Source organism: Natronomonas sp. (genome assembly GCF_046483325.1).
Lineage (GTDB): Archaea > Halobacteriota > Halobacteria > Halobacteriales > Haloarculaceae > Natronomonas.
The window spans coordinates 21,243-44,475 of record NZ_JAWODL010000026.1; the positions used below are offsets into that span (position 1 = coordinate 21,243).

Annotated in this window: 26 protein-coding genes; 14 read left to right on the top strand and 12 right to left on the bottom strand. The window is 62.4% G+C overall.

Annotated features, from left to right (window positions below):
* Positions 1–4: 4 nt before the first annotated feature.
* Genes R6U53_RS08670 through R6U53_RS08680 form a run of 3 tightly spaced genes read right to left on the bottom strand, consistent with a single transcriptional unit; the run spans position 5 to position 1,833 of the window.
* Entirely contained in the window at positions 5–508 is a 504-nt protein-coding gene (locus R6U53_RS08670; protein ID WP_410321968.1) for an N-acetyltransferase family protein, read from the bottom strand.
* An 18-nt stretch (positions 509–526) separates the two neighbouring features.
* Entirely contained in the window at positions 527–1,189 is a 663-nt protein-coding gene (locus R6U53_RS08675; protein WP_410321969.1) for a metal-dependent hydrolase, read from the bottom strand.
* Positions 1,189–1,833, bottom strand: a complete 645-nt coding sequence (locus R6U53_RS08680) for a metal-dependent hydrolase (RefSeq protein ID WP_410321970.1) — start codon at positions 1,831–1,833, stop codon at positions 1,189–1,191. Before R6U53_RS08680 ends, R6U53_RS08675 begins: the two co-directional genes overlap by 1 nt.
* 99 nt (positions 1,834–1,932) lie before the next feature.
* Between R6U53_RS08680 and R6U53_RS08685 the strand changes: the two genes are divergently transcribed.
* The 3 genes from R6U53_RS08685 (at position 1,933) to cmk (ending at position 4,195) form a co-directional block, all read left to right on the top strand.
* Entirely contained in the window at positions 1,933–2,637 is a 705-nt protein-coding gene (locus R6U53_RS08685; RefSeq protein WP_410321971.1) for a helix-turn-helix domain-containing protein, read from the top strand.
* A gap of 36 nt (positions 2,638–2,673) precedes the next feature.
* Positions 2,674–3,504 carry an aldo/keto reductase gene (locus R6U53_RS08690; RefSeq protein WP_410321972.1) on the top strand — a complete coding sequence of 277 codons (831 nt, stop codon included), beginning with the start codon at positions 2,674–2,676 and terminating at the stop codon, positions 3,502–3,504.
* A 73-nt stretch (positions 3,505–3,577) separates the two neighbouring features.
* Positions 3,578–4,195: a (d)CMP kinase gene (gene cmk, locus R6U53_RS08695; RefSeq protein ID WP_410321973.1), complete on the top strand. Its 618-nt coding sequence runs from the start codon at positions 3,578–3,580 to the stop codon at positions 4,193–4,195.
* A 101-nt stretch (positions 4,196–4,296) separates the two neighbouring features.
* On the opposite strand, the gene R6U53_RS08700 is transcribed toward cmk, so the two are convergent.
* On the bottom strand, positions 4,297–4,668 hold the full coding sequence (locus tag R6U53_RS08700) for a 30S ribosomal protein S8e (RefSeq protein WP_410321974.1): 372 nt from the start codon (positions 4,666–4,668) through the stop codon (positions 4,297–4,299).
* A 75-nt stretch (positions 4,669–4,743) separates the two neighbouring features.
* Entirely contained in the window at positions 4,744–5,469 is a 726-nt protein-coding gene (locus R6U53_RS08705; protein ID WP_410321975.1) for a hypothetical protein, read from the bottom strand.
* Positions 5,470–5,603: 134 nt separating this feature from the next.
* Between R6U53_RS08705 and radB the strand changes: the two genes are divergently transcribed.
* Positions 5,604–6,305, top strand: a complete 702-nt coding sequence (gene radB / locus R6U53_RS08710; RefSeq protein ID WP_410321976.1) for a DNA repair and recombination protein RadB — start codon at positions 5,604–5,606, stop codon at positions 6,303–6,305.
* Here the strand turns inward: radB and R6U53_RS08715 are convergent.
* Positions 6,302–6,970 carry a ribonuclease H gene (locus R6U53_RS08715; protein WP_410321977.1) on the bottom strand — a complete coding sequence of 223 codons (669 nt, stop codon included), beginning with the start codon at positions 6,968–6,970 and terminating at the stop codon, positions 6,302–6,304. The two genes, radB and R6U53_RS08715, sit on opposite strands and share 4 nt — an antisense overlap.
* Positions 6,971–7,089: 119 nt before the next feature.
* Here R6U53_RS08715 and R6U53_RS08720 point away from each other — a divergent pair, with 119 nt between their 5' ends.
* Positions 7,090–8,043, top strand: a complete 954-nt coding sequence (locus tag R6U53_RS08720) for a phytoene/squalene synthase family protein (protein WP_410321978.1) — start codon at positions 7,090–7,092, stop codon at positions 8,041–8,043.
* 10 nt (positions 8,044–8,053) lie between these two features.
* On the opposite strand, the gene cruF is transcribed toward R6U53_RS08720, so the two are convergent.
* The 3 genes from cruF to R6U53_RS08735 are packed head-to-tail and all read right to left on the bottom strand — an operon-like array spanning position 8,054 to position 11,224.
* On the bottom strand, positions 8,054–8,884 hold the full coding sequence (gene cruF, locus R6U53_RS08725; RefSeq protein ID WP_410321979.1) for a bisanhydrobacterioruberin hydratase: 831 nt from the start codon (positions 8,882–8,884) through the stop codon (positions 8,054–8,056).
* Positions 8,877–9,749, bottom strand: coding sequence for a prenyltransferase (locus R6U53_RS08730; RefSeq protein ID WP_410321980.1), 873 nt, complete (start codon positions 9,747–9,749; stop codon positions 8,877–8,879). Before R6U53_RS08730 ends, cruF begins: the two co-directional genes overlap by 8 nt.
* Positions 9,746–11,224: a phytoene desaturase family protein gene (locus R6U53_RS08735; protein ID WP_410321981.1), complete on the bottom strand. Its 1,479-nt coding sequence runs from the start codon at positions 11,222–11,224 to the stop codon at positions 9,746–9,748. The genes R6U53_RS08730 and R6U53_RS08735 overlap by 4 nt, the downstream gene beginning before the upstream one ends.
* A 92-nt stretch (positions 11,225–11,316) precedes the next feature.
* Here R6U53_RS08735 and R6U53_RS08740 point away from each other — a divergent pair, with 92 nt between their 5' ends.
* Entirely contained in the window at positions 11,317–12,012 is a 696-nt protein-coding gene (locus R6U53_RS08740) for an SDR family oxidoreductase (protein ID WP_410321982.1), read from the top strand.
* Positions 12,013–12,711: 699 nt separating this feature from the next.
* Here the strand turns inward: R6U53_RS08740 and R6U53_RS08745 are convergent.
* Entirely contained in the window at positions 12,712–14,661 is a 1,950-nt protein-coding gene (locus tag R6U53_RS08745) for an archaea-specific SMC-related protein (RefSeq protein ID WP_410321983.1), read from the bottom strand.
* 150 nt (positions 14,662–14,811) lie between these two features.
* Here R6U53_RS08745 and rdfA point away from each other — a divergent pair, with 150 nt between their 5' ends.
* From rdfA to R6U53_RS08785, 8 genes are all read left to right on the top strand, one after another.
* Positions 14,812–15,432, top strand: a complete 621-nt coding sequence (gene rdfA / locus R6U53_RS08750; RefSeq protein ID WP_410321984.1) for a rod-determining factor RdfA — start codon at positions 14,812–14,814, stop codon at positions 15,430–15,432.
* Between the two features lie 600 nt (positions 15,433–16,032).
* Positions 16,033–16,494: a hypothetical protein gene (locus R6U53_RS08755; protein WP_410321985.1), complete on the top strand. Its 462-nt coding sequence runs from the start codon at positions 16,033–16,035 to the stop codon at positions 16,492–16,494.
* A 90-nt stretch (positions 16,495–16,584) separates the two neighbouring features.
* The gene (gene nth / locus R6U53_RS08760) at positions 16,585–17,268 is read left to right on the top strand and encodes an endonuclease III (protein ID WP_410321986.1); all 684 of its coding nucleotides are present in this window, start codon (positions 16,585–16,587) and stop codon (positions 17,266–17,268) included.
* Between the two features lie 63 nt (positions 17,269–17,331).
* Positions 17,332–18,267 (top strand): methenyltetrahydromethanopterin cyclohydrolase, encoded by a 936-nt coding sequence (mch, locus tag R6U53_RS08765; RefSeq protein WP_410321987.1) that lies wholly within the window; start codon positions 17,332–17,334, stop codon positions 18,265–18,267.
* A gap of 105 nt (positions 18,268–18,372) precedes the next feature.
* A complete protein-coding gene (locus R6U53_RS08770) occupies positions 18,373–18,747 on the top strand; it encodes a translation initiation factor IF-5A (protein WP_410321988.1) in 375 nt (124 codons plus the stop codon).
* 12 nt (positions 18,748–18,759) lie between these two features.
* Positions 18,760–19,560: an arginase family protein gene (locus R6U53_RS08775; RefSeq protein ID WP_410321989.1), complete on the top strand. Its 801-nt coding sequence runs from the start codon at positions 18,760–18,762 to the stop codon at positions 19,558–19,560.
* A gap of 35 nt (positions 19,561–19,595) precedes the next feature.
* A complete protein-coding gene (locus R6U53_RS08780) occupies positions 19,596–20,210 on the top strand; it encodes a hypothetical protein (protein WP_410321990.1) in 615 nt (204 codons plus the stop codon).
* 44 nt (positions 20,211–20,254) lie between these two features.
* Positions 20,255–21,019, top strand: coding sequence for a Nif3-like dinuclear metal center hexameric protein (locus R6U53_RS08785; RefSeq protein ID WP_410321991.1), 765 nt, complete (start codon positions 20,255–20,257; stop codon positions 21,017–21,019).
* Between the two features lie 17 nt (positions 21,020–21,036).
* Here the strand turns inward: R6U53_RS08785 and R6U53_RS08790 are convergent, their stop codons facing one another.
* The gene (locus tag R6U53_RS08790) at positions 21,037–22,095 is read right to left on the bottom strand and encodes an NAD(P)-dependent glycerol-1-phosphate dehydrogenase (RefSeq protein ID WP_410321992.1); all 1,059 of its coding nucleotides are present in this window, start codon (positions 22,093–22,095) and stop codon (positions 21,037–21,039) included.
* Positions 22,096–22,165: 70 nt separating this feature from the next.
* A complete protein-coding gene (locus R6U53_RS08795) occupies positions 22,166–23,161 on the bottom strand; it encodes an NAD-dependent epimerase/dehydratase family protein (RefSeq protein ID WP_410321993.1) in 996 nt (331 codons plus the stop codon).
* Positions 23,162–23,233: the final 72 nt, after the last annotated feature.

Here is a 23,233-nt window from a genome sequence, read left to right on the forward strand (position 1 = left end):
GGGGTTACAGATCCTTGGCGACGATCTCACCCCACGGCTTGAAGCCGTGTCTCTCGTAGAACCGCCTCGCTCGCGAGTTATCGTGGCTGACGTCCAACAGCAATCGATCCAGCGGTAACTCCTGTTCGGCCGCGATTTCGATGGCCCGTCCTAACAACGCATCGGCGACGCCGTCTCCTCGGCGCGTTTCGACGACGTACAGCTCGTTGACGACCGCCGAGTCCCAGATGAACGCCAGCCGTTCGGGCAGAAGAAAGATGTACCCGACTGCGCCACAGTCCTCCACAGCGAATAGCAGACAGCGCTTGTCGTCTTCGATGCACCGATCGACCCACGACAGCCACCGCGACCTGTACCTGTCGGTGAGCTTTGCGCCGTACGTGGCAGCCTTCGGCTCGTTGTCGGCCATCTCGCCCAGTTCGGTCTCGAACGCAGTTTTCAACTCCCACAGCGTACGGCGATCGGCTTCCGCATTCGGATCGTAGGGTCGAAGCGTCGTCTCACTCATTTACGTCACCGCTCATGTCTATACGCTGTCCGCAGAGGACTGAAGCTTCTTCGAAACGAGCGCGAACGCAGTGGTGAGTACGAAATAAAGCTGCCACCCTTGCACGGCGATCGGGAACCGCCGATCGACCGGTCCCGGCTCCGGATCGGCCGAGGGCTGGGCGGGGTTCGATACGTGCGTTTCGGCCCGCGTTCCGCCCGCTCCCGCGTCGATCACCCCGGATCCGGTTTCCGGATCCCGCGATATCTCGACGAACGTCTGAACGAACCCTTCCGTCGTCGAGAGGTACATCTCGCCGTCGAGCGTGTAGAATCGGTCGGTGAACGGCCAGAGAACGTTGATCCCCGCGAGGTGTGACCAATCGATGGCGATGTGTGCGAAGGTGTGGACGAAGAGCCCGACCCACGCGATCCGGACGCCGCGCGCGCCCCACCGATTCCGAATCCTCGATTCGGCGCGCGTCGTCTCCCAGTAGAGCACCGGTGCTGCGATGATCGAGATCATCATCGTATGCAACACGGTTCGGTGTGCGCCGGCCATGATCCACCCGATCGCGGTATCCAACTCCGGGAGAAGCACTACCGCGAGAACGACGGCGAGCGCACGACGATCGTAGAACCGGCCGAGTAAGCCGACCGCAAGCGAGAGCGCGATCGCGGCGTGGACGACCGACGACGGCATCAGGCCACCTCCTCGTCGAGTCGATCCCGACGCTCGATCAGATACTTCATCGGCACGGCGGCGATCGCGGTCGCGACGATGACCGCTTGCCAGCCGGAGTCGACCAGGTGGATTCGCCGCTCCCCGTCGGTCGGCGAAAGCGGCGATTCGACCGTGTACGTCCCGACTGTACCTGGGGATTCGATCCCCAATCCCCCCTCGCCGAGCGTGACGTACGTCTGGACGAGTCCGTCCTGCGTCGAGACGACGAGTCGTCCGAGGATCGCGTAGTACCGTCCCGAGATCGGATACAGGAGTGCGACGCTCTCGGTGCTGAACGCGTCGAGGCCGATCCCGGCGACGGCGTAGGCGGCGACCGCCACCCAGGCGACTCTGACGCCGTACGGGCCGTACCGATCGACGAGCCGCGATCGCTCTCGAACCTGGGTGTCGTAATACAGCCCCGCGGCCGCACCGAATGGGATGAGCACCGAGTGAAACGCCGCGTTCGTCACACTGAGGCCGCTGAGCACGAAGAGTGCGTCCAGGTCCGGGATCGCAGCGGCACCGGCGACGATCGCGAGCGAGCGGCGGTCGAAGGCTCCACCGAGGAGGGCGACGCCGAGAAGGACACCGACCGCGACGGTGACGAGTGTCGGCGGCATTGTCGTCCACTCGGGAGGGGCGAGCATAAATTCGGTGGCGGTTCGGATCGTTCCACACCGGGACGGACGGTTTATACGGTCCCGCCTCCACCTTCGAATATGCGCGACCCGCGTGCGGAGCTCGCCGAGCGAATCGCCGGCGAGGTGACGCTATCCGACGACCCGGGCGCGACCCTCCGAAAGTGGCGCGAGGAGTTCGACGTGGCACAGACGACGCTCTCGGACGAACTCGGCGTCTCCGCCTCAGTCATCTCCGATTACGAGAGTGGACGCCGGGAGAACCCCGGTATTCGCGTCGTCAGTCGCGTCGTACGCGGACTGTTGAATATCGACGAACGACGCGGGGGCGATCGCGTCCGTCAACACGCCAGAGTCGTCTCCGCGGGCTTCGATCAGGACGTCGTCTACGACCTCCGTGAGTACTCGGCGACGGTCCCGATCTCGCGGTTTTACGCCGCGATCGATGCGGCGTCTATTGTTCAGGGGAGCGCGGAAACGATCGCCGGCCACACCGTGATCAACAGCGTCGAAGCGATCAGACGTCTCTCCAGTGAGGAGTTTTACCGTCTCTACGGTCAATCGACCAATCGAGCGCTCGTCTTCACCGACGTAACCCGCGGTGAGTCACCGCTCGTCGCCCTGCGAGTCGTGACGCCCACTCCATCCGCAGTCGTCCTCCACGGACTCGACCCCGATGATCTCTGGGAGCACGCTCCTGCCTTGGCGCGCGCGGACGGCGTCTCGCTCGCAACCACGACGGAGCCGATCGACTCGCTGCTCGACTCGCTCCGCGAGTTCCGCTAAATACAGAGTTATGCCCGCTGCGTTCGTACGCCGGACATGGACACGACGACCGTCAGCGGCGTCGAAATCCCCTCGATCGGACTCGGGACGTGGCGGCTAACTGGTGATGTCTGCCGGCGCTCAGTTCGGACTGCCCTCGAACTCGGGTACCGGCATCTCGATACGGCCCAGGAGTACGGCAACGAGCGGCAGGTCGGCGAGGCGATCAAAACGAGCGCCGTCGATCGAGACGACGTGTTCGTAACCACGAAACTCGGGAGCAGAAACCGGGCGTACGACGACGTGATACGGTCCGTCGAGGAGAGCCTCGCGAAGCTCGATACGACGTACGTAGATTTGCTCTTGATCCATTGGCCGAACGTTATGACGCCGCTTCGGGAGACGCTCGCCGCGATGAACGAACTCGTCGATCGGGGCACGGTCAGACACCTCGGGGTCTCGAACTTCGGGATCGATCGGCTGTCGCGCGCACGGGACCGCTCGGAACACGGAATCGTGGCCGATCAAGTTCAGTACAACCCCTACTGGTCGCAGACGGGGCTTCTCGATTACTGCCAAATCCACGGGATCACGCTGACCGCGTACTCGCCGCTCGCACACGGCGCGGTGCCCGAGGATCCAGTCCTCGAATCGATCGGGGCCGTCCACGGCAAGAGCGCGGCACAGGTCGCGTTGCGTTGGCTCGTCCAACAGCCGAACGTCGTCACGGTCCCGAAGGCCACGAGTCGTGAGCATCTCGCCGCGAACCTCGATATCTTCGACTTCGAGTTGACCGACGAGGAGATGGCGCGGATCTATCAACCGTCGAAACCACGCGCGATAGCCGGCTTCGTCCGGAGTCGAGTTCGGGAACTCGGCTGTCTGTAGCCGAGTCCTCCGACGTGCGATCGCCCCATGCACCTCCCGCCTCCCTTATGGACTCGAAGGACGAACCGCTCGTATGGCCGTACACGACGACACGCGATCCGAAGTCGATAGAAACCTCTTCATCACCGTCTCCGGGCCGCCGGGATGCGGTGCGACCGCGCTCTGTCTTCGACTGTCCGAAGCCATGGGGTGTCCGTACGTCTCCGGTGGGGACATCTTCCGTGATCTCGCCGAGGACCGTGATATGACGCTCACGCAACTGTCGGCGAAGGCTCAAGCGTCCGATACGATCGACCGCGCGTTGGATCGCCGGCTGCTCTCGATCGCGGAGACATGGGGGACCGTCAACGAGCCGTTCATCCTCGAATCCCGGCTGGCCGGCTGGCTCGCCGGCAACCGGGCCGACCTCCGGATCTGGCTCGACGCGCCCGAGGAGGTACGGAAGGCTCGAATCAGCGACCGGGAGGAGACGGCCGCCGAGATGAGCGTCAGGGAGGTCAACGAAGCCGGACGCTACCAGTCGTACTACGACATCGACCTCGACGATCGAACGTTCTACGATCTCCAGGTCAACACCGCCCGATGGAGCAAGGAGGGCGTCTTCGAGCTCGTCCGAACGGCGATCGAGACGTACGACTCCGAGGAAGACGAGGGGGCGTTCGAGACGTCGTCGGTCGACATCTCCGAATAACTCGACCGTCCCGGATCGCTCGCACGAAGTATCGTCTTTCATCGCTATCGACGCGCGAGCCGCCGGCTACGGGATACCGAGAACCGAAGAATCGAGGGCGATTACTCCTCGAGGAGAACCGCGTTGACCTGTCCGTCCTGTCCGGGGCGCGAGGTGACGCGCGCACGGCCCAGATCGGTTTCGATGACCGCGCCCTTCGTGATGATGTTCCGACGGACGTAGTTCGGGTTCGAGGCGTTCTCGACGACGTCCTCGATCGTCGCACCCTCGACGCCGTCGTCGGTGGCGACGCTCGCGACGTTCGTCTTGACGACGCGAACCTTCGCGTTCCCGCCCTGCGTCTCGACGGTTTTCAGCTTCGGTTCGCCGACCTGCGTCTCGGTCGGCGCGGAGCCGAGTTCGTGCTTGCGCTTTTTGCGGGTCGGGCGCCGCCGACCACCCGTTCGCTTCTTCGTGGACCGAGCGTGGTTCATATAATGGAGATGTCCGGGCGCGTACTTGAATGGCTCGGGTTGGAGCCGTCCGAGCTATCCGAGGAGGCGACACCGCTACTCGTCGTCGCGGTGCCGACGGAGCGCTTCCGGGATGGACAGCTCTCCCAGCGCGACCAGCCTGGCGAGCGACTCGTCGATCGACCGGTGGTCGTCACTCCGCTCCCGGGAGCGGTTCTGTATCATCCGAATCTCGCCGGCTGTCGGTTCGATCTCCCTTGAATCGATCACCTCTCCCTCGGTCCGGGCGATGTTGACCGCCGCGAGCACGTCGCCCATCCCGCGGACGCCTTCGCCCTGGTACGGTGTCGTCCCCGTTTCGTCGACGAGCTCGATGGGGCGTACGTCGAGCGCGTCGATGATTCGCGCTCCGCGAAGCCGCGCGCCGTCGCCGATGCGAACGAGCGGATCACTCTCTCCGTCGATTTCCCGTTCGACGACCGCGGCCGTCTCCTCGATCGGGACCTGAAACGCCGAGACGATGGTCTCTCCGGACAGCACGGCGATCCCCGGACGATCGCCGGGATCGACCCCGATGACCGTCCGCCCGCCCCCGCCGCGAAGGATCGCCAACGCTTCCTCGACCGCTTGATGGGGACAGTCCGGACCCGCTCGAACCGTCGGGATCGAAGGGTGGTCGTCTTCCGGGCCGACGATGGCGACGGCCGCCGCTTTCGGGACGTCCCCGTCGGGTTCGATCGTGGTAAACCGGACGTTACGGTCGCGTAACTCACCGACGACGCCGTGATACACTTCGAAATCGGCCGTTGCGACGACGATCACTGGTCCGCCGTAGGTGGTTCGAGAACTTAACGCCGACGCTCGGATTAGCCCACGAGCGTCCCCGCTCGGCGAGATGTGTGATCACGCTCCCCGGCTTACGTGGATTTTTAACTGAACGCGCCGAACGACCCGGTGTGAGTGAGCCGATATCGACGGGATGTGGGTCGGTCGACGCGCTGTTGGGCGGCGGCCTCGAACGCGGCGTCGTCACACAGGTGTACGGGCCGCCGGCATCGGGAAAGACGAACGTCGCGCTGTCGTCGACCATTCAGGTGGCAGCCGCCGGGGGAACGGCGCTGTACATCGATACGGAGGGTATCTCGCTCGATCGCTTCGAGGCGCTCGCGAAGGCGTCGGCCGATGGCGACGACATAGACGCGATCACGGGCCGGGTGATAATCTCCGACGCCGTCGACTTCGAAGAACAGCGAGAAGCCGTTCGGGACGCTGGTGACCTCTCCGAGCGGGTCGATCTGATCGTACTCGACAGCGCGACGGGATTCTACCGGCTCGAACGAGACGACGACGACGACGGCCGGACGCTCCGGACGGTCGCCAAACAGATCACGCACCTCCTCGCGTTGGCTCGACGACACGATATCGCGGTGCTCATCACCAACCAGGTGTATTCGGATCCCGAAACCGACTCGGGACGCTCGCGACCGCTCGGCGGGCATACGTTGACCCACTGGTCGGGCGTCGTCCTCAGACTCGAACGGTTCCGCGGGGGAAATCGGCGGATTACGCTCGAAAAACACCGTTCGAAAGCCGCCGGGGAGACGGCGCGCTTCAGGATCACCGAAACTGGCATCGAATCGGTCGACGACGCCGCCTAATCCGACGCCTGCTCGCCGCCGGGCGGACTGCTGGATCGGTTACGGTTGGCCCGGGAGGGCGGGGGATACTGCTCACCCAGCGACGGCTCCGACGCGTCGTCGATGTACGGACGCACACACCGATCCGGTTCGCGGTTGACGTGCGCGTACTGGTCCGGTGCGTTCGCGAGCGAATGGGCTGGGTTCTCACCGCTATCGATCTGTGCCGCTCGAAGCTCATCGAATCCGGCGATTCGGGCGCGGATCCCTCGCCAGTGGTGGCCCGTCCCGTTCGGAATCGTAACCGGATGTGGTGGCCGAGTGTTCGGACCGCGTGTCGCGAGGATAGCTCGATTGATGTTCGCGGCGAGACCATCGTGATCGACGAGGACGCCGACGCGGACGTTCCGCGGAGAACGCGCGGCGAGCACGTCCAATCCGAGATGAAGCGCGCGGTACTCGGCGACGTTGTTGTTCGGCACCGAATCCGGTACCGAAAGGCGGGCCACACACTCGCCATCGCGCGTTTCGATGACGACACCCAGTCCGCCGTCTCGATCCAGACGATACGAGCCGTCCGTGGCGATATAAAAGTCCCGACAGTGCGTGTGGGGCGGATGCGCAATGTGCGGGGTTGGCGATTCGTCGAACAGGTTTCGCAGCGCCGGCCGGCGATAGGCGGCCATACGGTTGGTTCGGTATCGTCATTATATAAATCTACGGTCGATCTCGCCGTCGTGGTTCGACGCATTCGTGCCGTCGTACAAACACCTAAGGTATTTCCAGCCCTATCAACCGATAGCAAATGGTCGACTCGTCCCAGCTTGCACAGAGCAAATCCATACACAGAGAGACCGGGAAGACCTTTTATTACGCGACGCGGTTGCTCCCGGAGCGGGTTCGTCATCCGACCTACGTGCTGTACGCGTTCTTCCGCGTCGCCGACGAGGTCGTCGATAATCCGAACGGGTCGACGCCGGCCGAACAACACGATCGATTGATCGAGATCAGAGAGGCCGCGCTCGGCCGCGAAGCGACCGACGATCCCGTATTGAACGCGTTCTCCGAACTCAGAGGGCGATACGGTATCCCCGACGAGGAGATCGAACGGTTCATCAACGCGATGCGGACCGACATCGAAAAATCGCGGTACGAGACGTACGACGAACTCGAGTCGTACATGCGCGGATCGGCCGCGGCGGTCGGCGTCATGATGACCATCATCATGGAAACCGACGACACTGACGCCGCGCTCCCGAAGGCTCGCCGACTCGGTGAGGCGTTCCAACTGACCAACTTCCTTCGGGACGTCGGAGAGGACATCGCCGACCGCGATCGGATCTACCTCCCGGAGACGACACTCGAGGAGTGCGGTGCGGATCCGAACGACATCGAACGGCACCGATTCACCAAGGAGCTGGGGACCGCGATCAAACGGGAGATGCGACGGGCCGAGGACCTGTACCGTGAAGGAGTTCCGGGGATCAAATATCTCCCCGTCGACTGTCAGCTCCCCGTCCTCACTGCGGCGATCCTCTATGCCGACCACCATCGGCTCATCCGGAACCTCGATTACGACACAGTCACCGAAACGCCGTCGATCAGCACCGTCCGAAAGCTCGTACTCGTCGCGAAGACGCGTTGGTACTGGATGTGGCACAAAGACCCGGAAGTCGTCTTCGCGAAGGTGAGCGAGGTTCCGGTGATCGAAGAAGAACCCGCGCCTCGACGCCCGGGTGACCTGCTCCCGACGGGGTAAGGGTCCGACACTACCGTCCGGTCGGCACGTCGAATCGGTCCGTCAGCCACAGGCCGTATCCGAACCCCGCCGCCAGTATCGCTGGGATCCAGTTTCCGAAGTACGCGTTGACGACACCCCAGAGGATGACGAAACTGACGAGATCGTCCAGCATGAACCGACAGTTTTCGAGCCGCTCGAAGAGCGACTCACGATCGAAGACCGCGTCCAGCACCCCGACCGCGACCGTCGCCGAGAGAACCCATCCGGCGTAGTTCGTCCACGGCACGCCGTAGTACGCGCCGCCGCCCTCGTACGCCCAAAAGCCCAGCGAAACGGCGGCTGGATCGAGTGCGAGATCCATCCCGACAACTGCGAGGACGGTGACCGGAACGCGAACGAGCACGCGTTCCGCATACGGCCCCAACAACAGTAGACACAGCAGATACGCGTTGACCACTAGCGGGAGAAAAAAGAGCGGGAGCGCAGCCGGAATCTGCCCGCCGATCATAGGCCCGAGATCGACCCCGTAGGTGAAGGAGCCGTACGGATACCCGGTGATCACTGCGACGAACTCGATCGCGTAGGTGTATCCACAGAGGATCGCGAGTCCGGCGACCCCCGTTCGGGTGACGAGTGGGGCGATTCCGGCGATGAGCGGTAGCCGCATCACGGCGATCCCGAAAAGCAAGAAGTAGGGGTTGAACGCCAGCGGTTCGGGGAGGAGCGCCTCCGCGGATGCGAGAAGCGTCACCGCTCCGATCGCCGGAAAGACAACCGCGATGGTGAACCGGTTATCGAGGACGACTTCGTCGAGTCGACGTTCGAGGCGCGCTCTGGCCGGTAGTCCGACGCTAGCCATACAGCATCACCCACAGCGCGCCGAGCGTAAGGGTCGCACCGGCTGCGGTGTTGAGTACCGGAAACCACCAGTAGGCACGGTCGACATCGACGCTCGAAACCGCGACGAAGGCGACGAACACGGGGTATATTCCCAGTATCGCGGCGAAAAGCGGGTGCACCGTTCCGAACGCGATCGCGGCCGCGAGCCAACACAGACCACAGTAAACGTACGTTCGCGACTCGCCGAGCACCGTCGCCGTCGTGTCGATCCCCGCTGCGCGGTCGGGATCGATGTCCGGGATCGCTGAGAACGTGTGCATACCCATCGTCCAGAGCCACGCGCCGACGATCGCGGCGATCGGGGGGGCGGTTTTCGCGACAGCGACGTAGGCGACGACTCCCGGGAGAACGTACAACCCGTTCGAGATCGAATCGAGAAACGGCGTCGTCTTGAAACGCAACGGCGGGGCGCTGTACTCGACGGAGAGAACGAGAAACGCGACCATCGCCACAGCACCGGCTGTCGGCACGAAGGGGACGAACGCGAGCCCAAACGCTCCTGACAGAACGATGAGTCCGGGAACGAGTCGGTCGTCGCGATACCGGACTTCACGCTCGTCTTTTTTCGGATTCTCGGCGTCGATATCGGCGTCGAAAACGTCGTTGATTCCGTAGAGAAATACGTTCGCGGGGACGAGAAAGTACGCGAACAGCGCGACCGCGATGGGTGCGAACAGTTCCGACGGCGTCCCGGCCGCGTAGGCGATGCCGACGACGACGGGGCCCGCGAGATAGGGCCAAAAGCGCGGCCTCGAAAGGCGGAGCAGGTAGCCCGCGGTGGTCTCTCTCGTCGGCAGTACGCGATCGATTGCCGATTCGGTCATACTGCGTCGTCGAGAAGCGCGTTAGCGGTGTGTTCACCGCTTATCAGACACATCGGTACGCCTATTCCGGGCGTGGTGTACGATCCGGTGTAGTAGAGCCCGGGACAGGCCTCCGACCGATGTGGTGGCCGGAACAGCGCGGTCTGCCGGAGGGTGTGTGCGAGTCCGAGCGCCGTCCCCTGCATACTGTTGTACCTGTCCGCGAACTCCGCGACCGAGAACTGTTCCTCGAAGACGATCCGATCGCGGAGGTCGACGCCCGTGTGCTCGGCGATGTCCTCGAGGATGAGGTCGCGATACCACGTCCGGACATCGTCTGTGTCGTCAAGCCCCGGAGCGATCGGGACGAGCGCGAACAGGTTGGAATGTCCGTCCGGCGCGACGCTGTCGTCCGTCTTCGAGGGGACACAGAGGTAATAGGCGGGATCCTCCGGCCACATCGGGTCGCCAAAGATCTGTTCGAAGTGTTCGTCCCAGTCGGTCGGCAAGACAAGCGTGTGGTGTTCGAGCGGCTCGACGTCGCCCTCGACCCCGAGATACAGCAGAAACGCCGACGGGGAGTAGGTCCGCGAGCTCCAGTAGTCGTCGTCGTACTGTCGTTCGTGTTCGGGGAGCAACTCGCGCTCGGTGTGGGCGTAATCGGCGTTACTGACGACGTAGTCTGCGTCGAAATCGCCGGCCTCGGACTCGACTCTGAACCCGTCGCGCCGGTTGACGATCTCCGTGACTTCGGCGTCGGTGACGTACTCGACGCCCAGTTCCTCGCCCAACTCGATGCAGGCGTCGACGACCGAGCGAAGCCCGTTTTCGGGATAGTAGACGCCGAGGTTGAAGTCGACGTGGCCCATCATGTTGTAGATCGCGGGCGTGTTGTTTGGCGCACCACCGAGAAAGACCAGCGTGTACTGCATGATCTGGCGGAGCTTTGGGTGGTCGAAATAGCCGGAGACGTAGTCGTCCATCGTTCCGAGCAACTGAAGGCCGATCGGTGCCGCACGCATCACGTCGAGGTCGATCCAATCGCGCATCCGGGGTCGATCCTCGTAAATGAACTGCTCCATCGCGACCCCGTAATGTGACTCCGAGGTTTCGAGATACTCATCGAGCGCCTCGCCCGCCCCGGGTTCGTAGGATTCGAAGAGTTCGCGCATCTCCTCGCGGTCGGAGGTGACCTCGGCGACGTCGCCGTCTTTGAAGAAGATCCGATAGTGGGGGTCGAGCCGTTCGAGTTCGTAGAAGTCGCTCGGTTCACGGTCGAAGTGGCCGAAGAACCGCTCGAACACATCGGGCATCAGATACCAGGAGGGTCCCATGTCGAACCGGAATCCGTCCGCCTCCAGCACCGACGCGCGTCCCCCCAACTGCTCGTTCTTTTCTAGGACCGTCACGTCCAAGCCAGCGTCGGCGAGATAACACGCCGACGAGAGTCCACCGAAGCCGGAGCCGACGACCGCGATGGAACGGGATTGTGACATACCTGTTTGTAAGGCGGGAACCCACATTAAAACGGGTGTGGTGGGGTATACCACAGGAAAACGACCTTGTCCCTGCCGTCCGAACTGTCCGCATGGATACAGCAGTTATCACGGGTGCCTCGCGCGGAATCGGACGCGCGGTCGCGGCGACGTTCGCACGGCGGGGCGTTCATGTCGTCGCCTGCGCCAGAGACCGGGAACCGATCGAGGGGGTCGCGACGGAGATCGAAGATTCCGGGGGGGCGGTGACTCCGGTGCGAGCGGACGTACGCGACGAGTTCGACGTCGAGCGGCTCGTGGAGACTGCCGCTCGCGCCGGCGAGAGTCGGGGGATCGATTGCGTCGTCGCGAATGCGGGCGTCTATCACGGTTCGCCAGGAGGAACGCCGCTCGATGGCGTCTCCTATTCGGCGTTCGACGACACGATCCGAACGAACGTCAGAGGTGTGTTCAGTACGATCCGCGAGGCGATACCGCACCTCACGGATGACGCCCGGGTACTGGTTCCGTCGGGATCTATCGCCCGCGAACCACTGGCTGGATACGGCGCGTACGCCGTTTCCAAAGCGGGCGCCGAAGCGATCGTTCGCCAGTTCGCCGCCGATGCTTCGTTGGCGGCCACAGTCCTCGACCTCGGACAGGTAGCGACCGAGCTGACGGATCACGCGGGCGGGCGCACACCAGAGGATATCGCCCCGATGTTCTGGTGGGCAGCGACCGAGGCCGACGCAGACACAATTCGCGGGACCGTCGTCGAGGTGGCCGAGTGGAGACGGCAGATACGATGAGGTCGGACGCGAGTTAGTTAAATAAGATGGTGTATAAAGTATAATATATGCGTTAGTAATCTGTGCGTGTTACTAATTTCAATATGTTATATATTAATTAACTCCGTCAGTTTCTTTATACTAGCCGATCCGATATCATATATACGTTCACAACGTTAGACTGTTTGTTCTTTTAGTCTTGTGCCACATATTAATAATTTAGTTGTTATATTTTATGTATGAAATTTTGTAATTGTACCTTACGCGGCTGGAGAAGTAGGTACACAATTGTTGATCGACGCGACCGCCATTGAGCGCGACACAGTGACTCGAACATCCGAATCCCACTGGGAGGCACCGAAGATCGGACTGGACGCGTCGCCGCCGATCGATCGACAAGGGCGATGGTACGAAACTCGCGAATTTCGCGGGAGTACACTCGAGCGGGCCATAGGACGTTTCGAATCCCCCGGTAGGTAACGCAACGGCACGCACGGAATCGACGGCAATGGGTGGTACGTGAGGCACTCGGCTCGAAAAGCTCCGGTCGGGCCATCGTACCGATCAACCGGGATCACGATTACGTGGCCCGGAGAACGCGAGACCCTCGATCCGCTCACCCATCGGTTTCGACGCAAGGCGTTCCAAACACCGGGGTGACACACGTCCGAACCGGATATTCGGTCCCACCCGAATTGCCCGGGTCCGACGAGAGATCTTTCAGATCTCGGAGATGCGCCGATACTCGTCGGACAGCGCCGAGGCGTCTTCGGGCAGGAGCGCGACGACCAGATATTCGCTGAACCCTTCGACGTACTCGATCAGGGTGGCGATCCGATCTGAATCGATGGCCTCGAGGGAGTCCAACAGCATGAATGGAACCGTCTCGTACACCTCGTGAGCCAGGTAGCCTGCGAGTGCGAAAATGAGTCCGGTGACCTCCCGTTCGCTCTCGCTTAGGTGATCGATCGTGTCCTCGTACGTCACGCCGCCATCGGTTTGACGGATGATATGGAGCTCGAAGACGCTCTTTGTGACCTTTCGCCGGCCCTCCCTGATCTCGCGTTCGACGCGTTCGAGCCAGATCCGCTCGAGGTTGCTGTACCCGAGGATATCGAGTACGGAGTCCATGTGCTCGTTGAACCCCTCGATCGCTTGCTCCTCAATCCGGTCGATTTTTGTCCGCAGATCTCCGACTTCAGCGATGATCTCCTCGCGCCGCTCTTCGAGCGCGGACTCCTCATCGAGACGCCGTTCGATGCGCGTGATCTCCGACTCGACGTCGTCGAACTGACTCTCGAGGCGTCCGAGTTCGTACTCGAGTTGATTGGCCTCTTTGTGGATGTCGAGCACCTCCTCGTAGCTGTCGTCTTCGAGGTCTTCGATCTCGCTTTCGAGGTCCTCGATCTCGGTCTGAAGCTCTTCGCGTCGGTCGGTGAGCCGCTCGATCGAGGATTCGATACGATCGATTTCGCCGTTGAGGCTGGATCGACGGCGCTGTAACTGCTCGCGTCGACGCTGTTTCTCTTCGAGATCCCGAACTTCGTCGGTGAGAGCGTCCAACTGATCCTCGATGTCGCTTATCTCGCCGAGTTTATTCTGACTGAGTTCTCGCAGGCGGGTAACTGTCGTTTCGATCTGTTCGTGTGGGACCTCGCTGCCGCAGGTCCAACAGGTTACATGCTCGTTCGCGAGGAGTTCGTCGGTGACTTCGGACTCGTCGTCGCCCGTGGGCGGCTCGAGCGCGTTGAGGAGACCACCGTCGTCGCCGTCGAGCATCTCCTGATTAAACCGGATGACGCTTTGGACCTCGTTGATCTCCGATTCGAGCCCTCGCTTTTGCTCTCGGAGCCTGTCGATCTGCGATTCTAACTCCTCGATTTCCCCCACCGGGGCGTCAGGCAACTCGTCGAATTCGCCGTCGAGATCCCGTTTTTGTGATCGCGTCGAGTCGAGGCTCTCACGCTCGGTTTCGAGTTCGTATCGGATGTCCTCCAGTTCGGATCGCTTTGAACGGAGCTCCGCGAGGCGATCCTCGAGTTCGGCTTTTTCCTCGCGAGTTTGTTCGACGTTCGCGTCTCGGTCCTCCAACTCGGCTTCTTTCTCCGCGAGATCTTCCTTTGCCGCCTCGATCTCCCCTTTGAGACGAGTGCGATCCTCCTCTAAGGCCGGCAGCCGGTTCTTCAGGCTGTCCAGTTCCTCCAACTCCGATTCGATCTCCTCCCGTTTTTGTAAGTGTCGGTCGATTTTCGCCTGTATCTCGTCGGTATCGACCGGTCGCATGATGAGGTCGCGCAGGTCCGCGCTCGTGGACACGGCACGACGCGCTTCGTTCGATTCGAGAAGGAACGCGAACAGCTCCGCGAGCGTCGGGTCCTCCAAATACGGGTTCCCATCCGAAGTGATCGTCGTTCCCTGTCTGGTTAGCTCGCGAACGTACGTTTCGTCGTCGATCGTCATCTCGACGCTCGCGGTATCCGCGTCGCCTTTCATAGAGATATTGTTGCTCCCGAGCGCGGCCATAATCGCCTGCAGGAGGGACGTCCGATTCGTGGCGTTCTCGCCGGCCAGAATCGTCACGCCGGGCATAAACTGGACCGACGTCTCGTCGATCCCGCCGATGTTTCGGACGGATAATTGCGCCTTCGCTACTGTCTGCTCCGTGCTCATGTTTCCCCTAACAATGTCTCGGGAAATAAATATGATGAAACGCGCTGATCCTGCTCTCATTTCGAGCGCGTACTATCCTACGGCCTGAACTCGCCAACAGTGGCGGTACGCGAACACAAAATACTAACATGTACATTCCGTTCGTCACCCATGAACGACGCTGACGACCGTCCGGGATCCGGACGGGGGCGACGGAGCAAGGTCGCTCGTCTGCTTCAAGAATACGACATGGAGGAACTCGGCGCCGAACTGGAGCGGCGCTGGACCGCGGATGAGGATCGCCAAAGCCTCCGCGAACTAGCGGAGTTTTTCAACCGACAGATCCTCGAACGCGCGCTCGAAGACGCCGACATCCGACCACTCGACGGCGAGGTCGCGAACATTTACCGACTCCTCACGAGCGACTCTAGTGGCGCTGACCGGACACGCATTCGTCGTCGCCTCGAACGGGACGGCCTCGACGTCGAAGCGGTCGAGAAGGACTTCGTCACGTACCAAGCGATCCGGACGTATTTGAAAAAACACCGCGGTGCGGAATACACCCCGGACGAAACCGATCCGGTCGAGCGCGAGATCAAAAACATTCAACAGCTCCGCGGTCGCGTCGACTCCGTCACCGAGGGAAAACTCGATCAGTTGCGAGCCAGCGGACATCTCGAACTCGGGACGTTTCGGACTCTGGTGGACGTTCGTGTCGTCTGTGAGGACTGTAATACACAGTTCAGCGCCATCGAACTGCTCGAACGCGGACACTGTAACTGTACGGAGTAGATTAGCATATGCGCCGCCGATCGGTTCGGGATTCGTTCGTGTCACCCCACCGTCGCGGTGGGGGTCGTGACGTTCCTTCGGACGAATTTCAGTAACAGCACTAAATGTGTTATGCATTCGGAAGCATGTACCTCGCCACGCGACCGATCGGAGGGCACCGCAAAACGTACGTTACAATTGATCTATTTAATATATTCTTATTAACACTATCGCTCTCGCCCGCAAACACCAGTGGGGATCGAATTCTATCTAATCATTGGGACCGGGGCGGCCAACCGTTTCAGCAGTCCACGGATGAACGCGAATCTGAGTCCGCCGCTGGCGAGACATTTATGAGCTACTTCATTGCCGCGAACCGCGAATCGATCCACGCTAAACCACGTCGAACCGAGCGAACGGTCTCGATCGAACCGCGATGGGCGTCCAACGCACCGCGCTTGCTACGTATCTACTGTCCCCCGGACAGGAGAATGATAATAAAAGTATCAATTCTATGTATTTATATCTGTCAGTTGATCGTGACGCGATAGCGAGGTCTATTTTGTCCTCAAACCGCGGACAATACCGCAGATTTATGTTTCCGGTGGTCATTCGCCCGACATGAACTGTTCGCGCTCGGGGGGTGCATCCGAATACCTCGATGCACTCTACGAGTGGTACGACGGCTTCGACGTCCAACAGACGACCGTCGGTGTCGATCCCGACGAATTCGCCGTCATCGGAGACCGTCCAGAGGGCGTTGCAGTGCGTGTCAAAATCGAAGGCGACGGCGGAGTGGTCGCGGTCCCGGACGGTGACGACTGGACGCTTCCGGGCGGAATCGTTGCAACTGAACCAACCCACGGAACGATCGCCGCTGTCGCCGAACGGTGGACCGGTATCGAGTGTGAAATCGACGGTCTCGACTGCGTTTCGCTCGTCTGTTTGCAGTGTGAATCGGCAAACGAGACGCTGTGGACTATCTCGGCGCAGTTTTCGGCGACGGCGATCGGCGGGACACCGAAAAACGGTGCCGTCTGGCGCGATCGATCAGCGCCGATCGCGGTCCCCGCCGCGCTGTAACCGCCATCGTCCCGAACGTTCTCTTCCGGCGACCGTCTCGTCGCGAAGTCGACCCGACATACCCAAGGGGGCGCCGTCCCGATTCCGGATATGGGTACGCCGCTCGATTCACGCGAAGAACAGGTCGTCGAAACGCTGGATCGGCTCTACGATCGGTATCCGGATCCGGAGATTTCGCTCGATTTTTCGAACCGGTTAGAGCTTCTCATCGCCGTCATTCTATCCGCACAGTGTACCGACGAACGCGTCAACAGCGTGACCGCCTCGCTGTTCGAAACCTACGATAGCGCCGAGGCGTTCGCCGAGGCCGACGAGTCCGAACTCGCCGGCGCCATCGACTCGATCACGTACTACAACAACAAAGCGAGCTACATCAAATCCGCCTGCCGCGATATCGTTGATCTCCACGGTGGCGGGGTCCCGGATACGATGTCGGAACTCACGGATCTCGCCGGAGTCGGGCGAAAAACGGCCAACGTCGTCCTCCAGCACGGCCACGAGGTCGTGGAGGGAATCGTCGTCGATACGCACGTGCAACGTATCTCGCGCCGGCTCGGACTGACGGGGAAGTGTTCGCCCCCTCGAATCGAATCGGATCTCATGGAAATCGTCCCCGAAGACGACTGGAAAGAGTTCACACACCTGCTGATCAGCCACGGTCGCGAGACCTGTACCGCCCGAAACCCGAACTGTTCCGCCTGCGTCCTCGAGGATATCTGCCCCTCGTCGAAACTCGATAGCGAAGTCGATCTCGCCGACGGAAACGCGTGGTGACCTCGGGGATCGCGCGAGGCACGACCCACGAACCTTTTATTCGGAACCGACTGACTTCGTGGTATGGAAAGTCTCAATCGGATGGCCGTCGAGTTGGTGGACGAGGCGATCGATTTCGCGGACGAACTCGCGATCGACGTCCACGAGCTCGATAACGGGGCGGTCGTCTGTGATTTCGGTGTCGATGCCGTCGGCGGTGTCGAAGCCGGTCTGCTGTTGACCGAAATCCAGACCGGCGGGTTGGCGACGGTACAGACGGGGGTCGGAGAGGTCGACGAGACCCCGCGAACCAACGTCGAAGTCTCGACGGACCATCCAGCGATGGCGTTCTTGGCCGCACAGAAAGCCGGATGGGAGCTATCCGTCGACGGGTTCGAAGGGCTTGGGAGCGGGCCCGCCCGCGCGCTCGTTGCCGAGGAAGATGAGTACCAGCGGATGGGATACCGTGACACGTCCGATTTCGCCGTCTTGGCAGTCGAAAGCGACGGGCTACCGACAGAGGCGGTCGCAGAGCACGTCGCCGATCGGGCGGGCGTTCCGACGTCGGGCGTCTTCTTGCCGACGTTCTCGACGGCGAGCATCACCGGCAGCGTGACGCTCGCGGCACGGGCCGGCGAACTAGCCGCCTTCCGACTCTCCGAACTCGGGTACGATCCGCTCGACATGCTGTCGGTGACCGCCTCCGCGCCGGTCGCGCCGGTCCCCGCCAGTGACGAGGCGGCGATGGCGCGGACGAACGACGCGCTCGCCTACGGCGCACGAGTCCACATGACCGTCGACGAACCGTTCGACAGGTTCGATGAAGTCGCATCGACCGCCGGCGAGGCGTTCGGCACGCCCTTCTCGGACATCTTCGATGAACACGGCTGGGACTTCTACGAACTCCCTGTCGAAGTGTTCGCTCCGGCGCACGTCACCGTCGATATCGTCGGTGGCGGTGTCGAAGTTGCCGGTCGGATCGACGAGGCGATCTTGGCCGAGAGCTTCGGTCTGAGGTAGGATCCCTTCGTCCGACGTTCGCCTCTCGGCTACGGGTGTCCGCGTCGAGTAGCCCGCCCGTGGATATCCAAACTGTTTATACTCCGCCAACGGGAACCGGTTGGTATGCCGAAACAGCAGACTGAGGTCCGAGAACTCCAGGAAGGCAACTACGTGATGATCAACGACGTCCCCTCGAAGATCACGTCTTACAGCACCTCGAAGCCCGGAAAACACGGTAGCGCGAAAGCCCGAGTCGAGGGCACTGGCGTCTTCGACGGGCAAAAGCGCAATTTCACTCAGCCGGTCGATGCGAAAATTTGGGTCCCGATCGTAAACCGCAAGCAGGGGCAGGTCGTCGCCGTCTCCGGAAACGATATGCAGGTCATGGACCTGGAAACCTACGAGACGATCACGATGCGCATTCCCGAGGACCTCGACCCGTCCCCCGACGACGAGATAGAGTACCTCGAGTTCGAAGGCCAGCGCAAGGTCATCTGAACCGCGCGAACGATGACGGATTTTCCCGGGGCAGCCGCCGAATTGAACAACGCCGCGTACGCCATAGTCGGCGCACCGTTAGACGTTTCCACGACGTTTCGTCCGGGCGCGAGGTTCGGTCCCGATCGGATCCGGCAATTTTCGAGCTCCTTCGACGGATACGACCGTCGAACCGACCGACACTTCGGTGATCTCGTCGCCGACACGGGCGACCTGACCGCGTGGGACGACGCCGCTGAGTATCTCTCCTTTCTCGAAGGAGATCTCGCCGATCACCGCGCTGCGGGGCGGCTTCCGCTGCTCGTCGGGGGTGAACACACCGTCACCGTCGCGGGCGTTCGCGCCGCGGATCCCGACGTGTACGTCTGTCTCGACGCGCACCTCGATCTGTACGACGCCTACGCCGGCAACGAACGCTCGCACGCGACGGTAACACGCCGCGCACTCGAAATCGTCGACGAAGCGATACTGCTCGGCGTCCGGACCGGGAGCGAAGTCGAGTGGGATCGTGCGGCCGAGGCGGACGTAACCGTGATCCATGCCGATGACGTGGGGGCGTGGGAGCCCACGTTCGACGGCGACGCGTACCTGAGTGTCGACATCGACGCCGCCGACCCGGGCTTTGCGCCGGGAACCGGGACGCCGGCGCCGTTCGGGCTGTCACCCGGGGAACTGCGGGACGTCGTCCGAACGGTCGCCCCACGATCGATCGGATTCGACGTCGTCGAGGTAAACGATCGCGACGACGGGCAGGCGGCCGCACTCGGCGGAAAACTACTCCAGGAGTTCGTCTTCTCACACGCCGACGCTTGAGTTTATATACGAACACGGGACCACCTCGACGTACCATGTCCGGAGACGCCCTCGACCGACGCACAGTGCTCACACGCGTGGCCGCCTTCTCGGCCAGCCTCACTACCCTATTGGGGCTCGGGTACGCTGGATCGAGACCCGTCGCGGCGGTCGAAGCCGACGATCGGTTTCTCGCCGACGACGTTCGGGTCGAGCGCAACGACGGCGAGCTTCAGGCCGTCACCGTCGAACCGACCATCGATATTCAGTGGATCGATTTCGGCGGCGGCATCGACTCGATCGACGTGACTATTTCGGCCGCACTCGTGGACGCGCCGGGGTTCGACGTGTTGCTCGACGCGTCCGTCGACGACGATTCTATCGCCGTCGACACCGATGGATTCGACGAGACTGAGGGGACCGCATCGCTCGCGTTCGATCGACTCGACGTGACCGCGACGGGAACGCACGTGACGCTCGATGACTTCGGCGGCGACCTTGCTCCCGGTGCCTCCACGACGACCGAGGTCGAACTGACGATGCGGATCGATGTCGTCGGGCACCAAGGCGAGACGGTGACGACCGTCGAGACGACCCGGTTCGACCTCACCGTCCACAACCCCGAAGGGACGGCGACGACGACTGGTCGGGCGAACACTGGCGCCGAGTGATCGGTGTCGTCGCATACAAGACGACGCCGCGAGACGGCTCGAACATGGATCGATCCGAATTCGTCGAGCGACTGAACGAACGACTCGACCACGACGCGTACGCGGCCGTCGACGCCAGTCCGAACGGCTTGCAGGTCGGTTCCGGAAACGGCACGATCGAACACGCCGCGTTCGCGGTCGACGGTGTCGAGGCGACCGTTCGGGAAGCCGCATCCGTCGATGCGGACGTGCTCGTCGTTCACCACGGGTTCGTTTGGGGCGATATCGAGCGCGTCACCGGACTAGAATACGATCGAATCGCGGCTTGCATCGAGAACGACCTGGCGCTGTACGTGTCGCACCTCCCGCTCGACGGGCACGATACGCTGGGGAACGCAGCCGGGGTGGCATCGTTTCTCGGTGCCGAACCTCGCGGCCCGTTCGGCGACTACGGCGGCGTCACTATCGGCCAGCGCGCTCACCTACCCGCTCCCCGTCCGGTCGATCAGATCGAGACGCGCCTTTCGGAACTGGACACAGGCGGAGAGACCGTCCAAACGCTCGATTTCGGCCCCGAAACGATCGAAGAGATCGCCATCGTCACCGGGTCGGGCACGGATTGGATCCGGGAAGCCGCCGAGTCGGAGATCGACGCGCTCGTGACCGGTGAGGGGAAACAACAGGCCTACCACGAGGCCCGAGAAGCCGGTCTCACCGTGTTCTTGGCCGGCCACTACGCGACGGAGACGTTCGGCGTCCGGGCGCTCCGCGATCTCGTCGACGGCTGGGGGATCGAGACGACGTACATCGACCGCCCAACGGGGCTGTGATCGGGAAACGCGTTCAGTCAGAGGACGCCGGTCACCGTCGCCGCCTCGATGGCCGCCGACTGCTTTATTCCGTCGCCGAGGATCGTGTACCGGTCGCGGATCTCGTGGGCGGTGATCATCGCTTCGATGAACTGCTCGTCGTCGATGCCTAACCCGACCGCGGTCGTCGGGGCCTCGATCCCAGCGAGTGCGTCTCGGACTCGTTTCCACTCGCCGCCCTCGCCGCTGTGGAGATACTCGGTGACGATCGACGCGACCCCGACCTGATGGCCGTGGAGCGCAGTGCCCGGTGCAAGTCGGTCGAGCTGGTGAGAGATGAGGTGTTCGGCTCCCGACGCGGGTCGTGAGGACCCCGCGATCGACATGGCGACGCCGGAGGACACGAGCGCCTTCACGACGACCCACGCGGACTCCTCCAACCCGCGTTTGACCGAATCCGACCGCTCGACCAGCATTTCGGCCGTCATCTGCGAGAGCGCCCCGGCGTACTCGCTGTACTCGACGTTTTTCAGTCGGTGGGCGAGTTGCCAGTCCTTGACCGCGGTGTAGTTCGAGATAATATCCGCACAGCCGGCGGTCGTCAGCCGCCACGGCGACGCCGAGATGAGTTCGGTGTCGGCGATCACCGCCAGCGGCGGGTGTGCGGCCACCGAATGTCGAGTGTCACCGTCTGGAACCGATCCGCGTCCGGAGACGATGCCGTCGTGACTGGCGGCCGTCGGAACGGAGATGAGTCCACAGCCCCGCTCGTCGGCCGCCATCTTCGCGATGTCGATCGGCTTGCCACCTCCGAGCCCGATGAGGTAGCCGGCGTCGGCGGTATCGGCGGCCGCCAGCACGTCCTCGACGGTGGAAAACGTCGCCGATTCGACGACCGTTACCGCGGGGTCGATGCCAACGTCCTCGAACCCCGCGCGAAGCCGGTCCGCGGCGAGATCCCTCGGCGTCGGACTCGTTACGATGAGCGGCCGCCCGTCGAGGTAGAGTTCTTCGACGACGCTGACGACCCGATCGAGTACGCCGTGGCCGACGACGACGCTCCGCGGGAGGCGGATCCACGTCGATTTATCGAACATACCGGTTCTGCGTGAGGCGGAGGTAAAACCGTTCTCCCCTCGTCTCCATCGTTCTTCGACCCATCGGAGGCTACGCTATCGTCTCCAGCACGCCGATCAAACGCGTTTCCACCTCCCGCTCCGGTCCGTGTTCACGGCCGGTTCGATCCGAACGGCGGTGTTCCGCGACCGTCTCGGGAACGGTTCGTTCGTGTGGCGTCGGCTCCCAACCCAGTTCCCGTAGCTTCGCGGTTTCGAGCAGGTGCGGGTAGCCGCGATAGAGGGGGAACGCGTCCGTCGAGAGACCGACCGTGCCCAGTTCCCGATCGCTCGCGAACACCGGCTCGACGTCCGTGTCGCAGCCAGCCGCGATGAGGTCGATCCACTCGCGGAGGACGGGCGCGTGCCCGTCGCCGACGTTGTACGCTTCACCGGCCGTTCCGCGTTCGGCGACGAGCCGTAGCGCGTGTGCGACGTCGTTCACGTAGGCGAGATGCCACAGATCGGAGCCGTCGCCCGGAACGATGATCCGGTCGCAGGTATCGACGCGGTCGACCCAGTAGGCGAACCGCTCGGTGTAATCGTGGGGTCCGTAGACGATCGGCGGGCGGACCGCCATCGCGTTCACGCCGCGGTCGGCGGCGGCGAAGACCGCTCGATCGCCCTCCGCTTTCCGGGGGCCGTAACTCGAATCGGTATCGTCGGTCGCCTCCTCGACGGAACACGATTGGAGCGGCGTCTCGTCCTCTCGCTTCGGAATTCGCTCTTCGCCGTAGGCCGCGCCGGAGGACACGTACACGTACGCGTCGACGTCGTTGAATATCTCCGTCGCGGCGTGAACGTCGCGCGGTTTGTACGCGATGCAGTCGATGATCACGTCCGGATCGATCCGCAGACTCGCTCGACGGAGGTCCGACTCGTTCGTTCTATCACCCGCTACGTGTGCGACGGCATCGGTGTCGTCGAACGGATTCCCGTGGGTACCGCGGTTGAAAATCGTCACCTCGTAGCCCGCGTCGAGCAGTTCCGAGACGGTGTGGCGACCGATAAATCGAGTGCCGCCGATGACGAGTGCGTGATCCGACATACGGCGGCTTCGAAAGCCACGGCGAAAAGTGAACTGGTGCGACGCAGCTCGATTTACAATCTGCTTACTGCC

What these genes read in the sequence shown, in the direction of transcription:
- R6U53_RS08670 (WP_410321968.1), bottom strand. Translation starts at nt 508, where the DNA reads ATGAGTGAGACGACGCTTCGACCCTACGATCCGAATGCGGAAGCCGAT.
- R6U53_RS08675 (WP_410321969.1), bottom strand. Translation starts at nt 1,189, where the DNA reads ATGCCGTCGTCGGTCGTCCACGCCGCGATCGCGCTCTCGCTTGCGGTC.
- R6U53_RS08680 (WP_410321970.1), bottom strand. Translation starts at nt 1,833, where the DNA reads ATGCCGCCGACACTCGTCACCGTCGCGGTCGGTGTCCTTCTCGGCGTC.
- R6U53_RS08685 (WP_410321971.1), top strand. Translation starts at nt 1,933, where the DNA reads ATGCGCGACCCGCGTGCGGAGCTCGCCGAGCGAATCGCCGGCGAGGTG.
- R6U53_RS08690 (WP_410321972.1), top strand. Translation starts at nt 2,674, where the DNA reads ATGGACACGACGACCGTCAGCGGCGTCGAAATCCCCTCGATCGGACTC.
- cmk (WP_410321973.1), top strand. Translation starts at nt 3,578, where the DNA reads ATGGCCGTACACGACGACACGCGATCCGAAGTCGATAGAAACCTCTTC.
- R6U53_RS08700 (WP_410321974.1), bottom strand. Translation starts at nt 4,668, where the DNA reads ATGAACCACGCTCGGTCCACGAAGAAGCGAACGGGTGGTCGGCGGCGC.
- R6U53_RS08715 (WP_410321977.1), bottom strand. Translation starts at nt 6,970, where the DNA reads ATGGCCGCCTATCGCCGGCCGGCGCTGCGAAACCTGTTCGACGAATCG.
- R6U53_RS08720 (WP_410321978.1), top strand. Translation starts at nt 7,090, where the DNA reads ATGGTCGACTCGTCCCAGCTTGCACAGAGCAAATCCATACACAGAGAG.
- cruF (WP_410321979.1), bottom strand. Translation starts at nt 8,884, where the DNA reads ATGGCTAGCGTCGGACTACCGGCCAGAGCGCGCCTCGAACGTCGACTC.
- R6U53_RS08730 (WP_410321980.1), bottom strand. Translation starts at nt 9,749, where the DNA reads ATGACCGAATCGGCAATCGATCGCGTACTGCCGACGAGAGAGACCACC.
- R6U53_RS08735 (WP_410321981.1), bottom strand. Translation starts at nt 11,224, where the DNA reads ATGTCACAATCCCGTTCCATCGCGGTCGTCGGCTCCGGCTTCGGTGGA.
- R6U53_RS08740 (WP_410321982.1), top strand. Translation starts at nt 11,317, where the DNA reads ATGGATACAGCAGTTATCACGGGTGCCTCGCGCGGAATCGGACGCGCG.
- R6U53_RS08745 (WP_410321983.1), bottom strand. Translation starts at nt 14,661, where the DNA reads ATGAGCACGGAGCAGACAGTAGCGAAGGCGCAATTATCCGTCCGAAAC.
- rdfA (WP_410321984.1), top strand. Translation starts at nt 14,812, where the DNA reads ATGAACGACGCTGACGACCGTCCGGGATCCGGACGGGGGCGACGGAGC.
- R6U53_RS08755 (WP_410321985.1), top strand. Translation starts at nt 16,033, where the DNA reads ATGAACTGTTCGCGCTCGGGGGGTGCATCCGAATACCTCGATGCACTC.
- nth (WP_410321986.1), top strand. Translation starts at nt 16,585, where the DNA reads ATGGGTACGCCGCTCGATTCACGCGAAGAACAGGTCGTCGAAACGCTG.
- mch (WP_410321987.1), top strand. Translation starts at nt 17,332, where the DNA reads ATGGAAAGTCTCAATCGGATGGCCGTCGAGTTGGTGGACGAGGCGATC.
- R6U53_RS08770 (WP_410321988.1), top strand. Translation starts at nt 18,373, where the DNA reads ATGCCGAAACAGCAGACTGAGGTCCGAGAACTCCAGGAAGGCAACTAC.
- R6U53_RS08775 (WP_410321989.1), top strand. Translation starts at nt 18,760, where the DNA reads ATGACGGATTTTCCCGGGGCAGCCGCCGAATTGAACAACGCCGCGTAC.
- R6U53_RS08780 (WP_410321990.1), top strand. Translation starts at nt 19,596, where the DNA reads ATGTCCGGAGACGCCCTCGACCGACGCACAGTGCTCACACGCGTGGCC.
- R6U53_RS08785 (WP_410321991.1), top strand. Translation starts at nt 20,255, where the DNA reads ATGGATCGATCCGAATTCGTCGAGCGACTGAACGAACGACTCGACCAC.
- R6U53_RS08790 (WP_410321992.1), bottom strand. Translation starts at nt 22,095, where the DNA reads ATGTTCGATAAATCGACGTGGATCCGCCTCCCGCGGAGCGTCGTCGTC.
- R6U53_RS08795 (WP_410321993.1), bottom strand. Translation starts at nt 23,161, where the DNA reads ATGTCGGATCACGCACTCGTCATCGGCGGCACTCGATTTATCGGTCGC.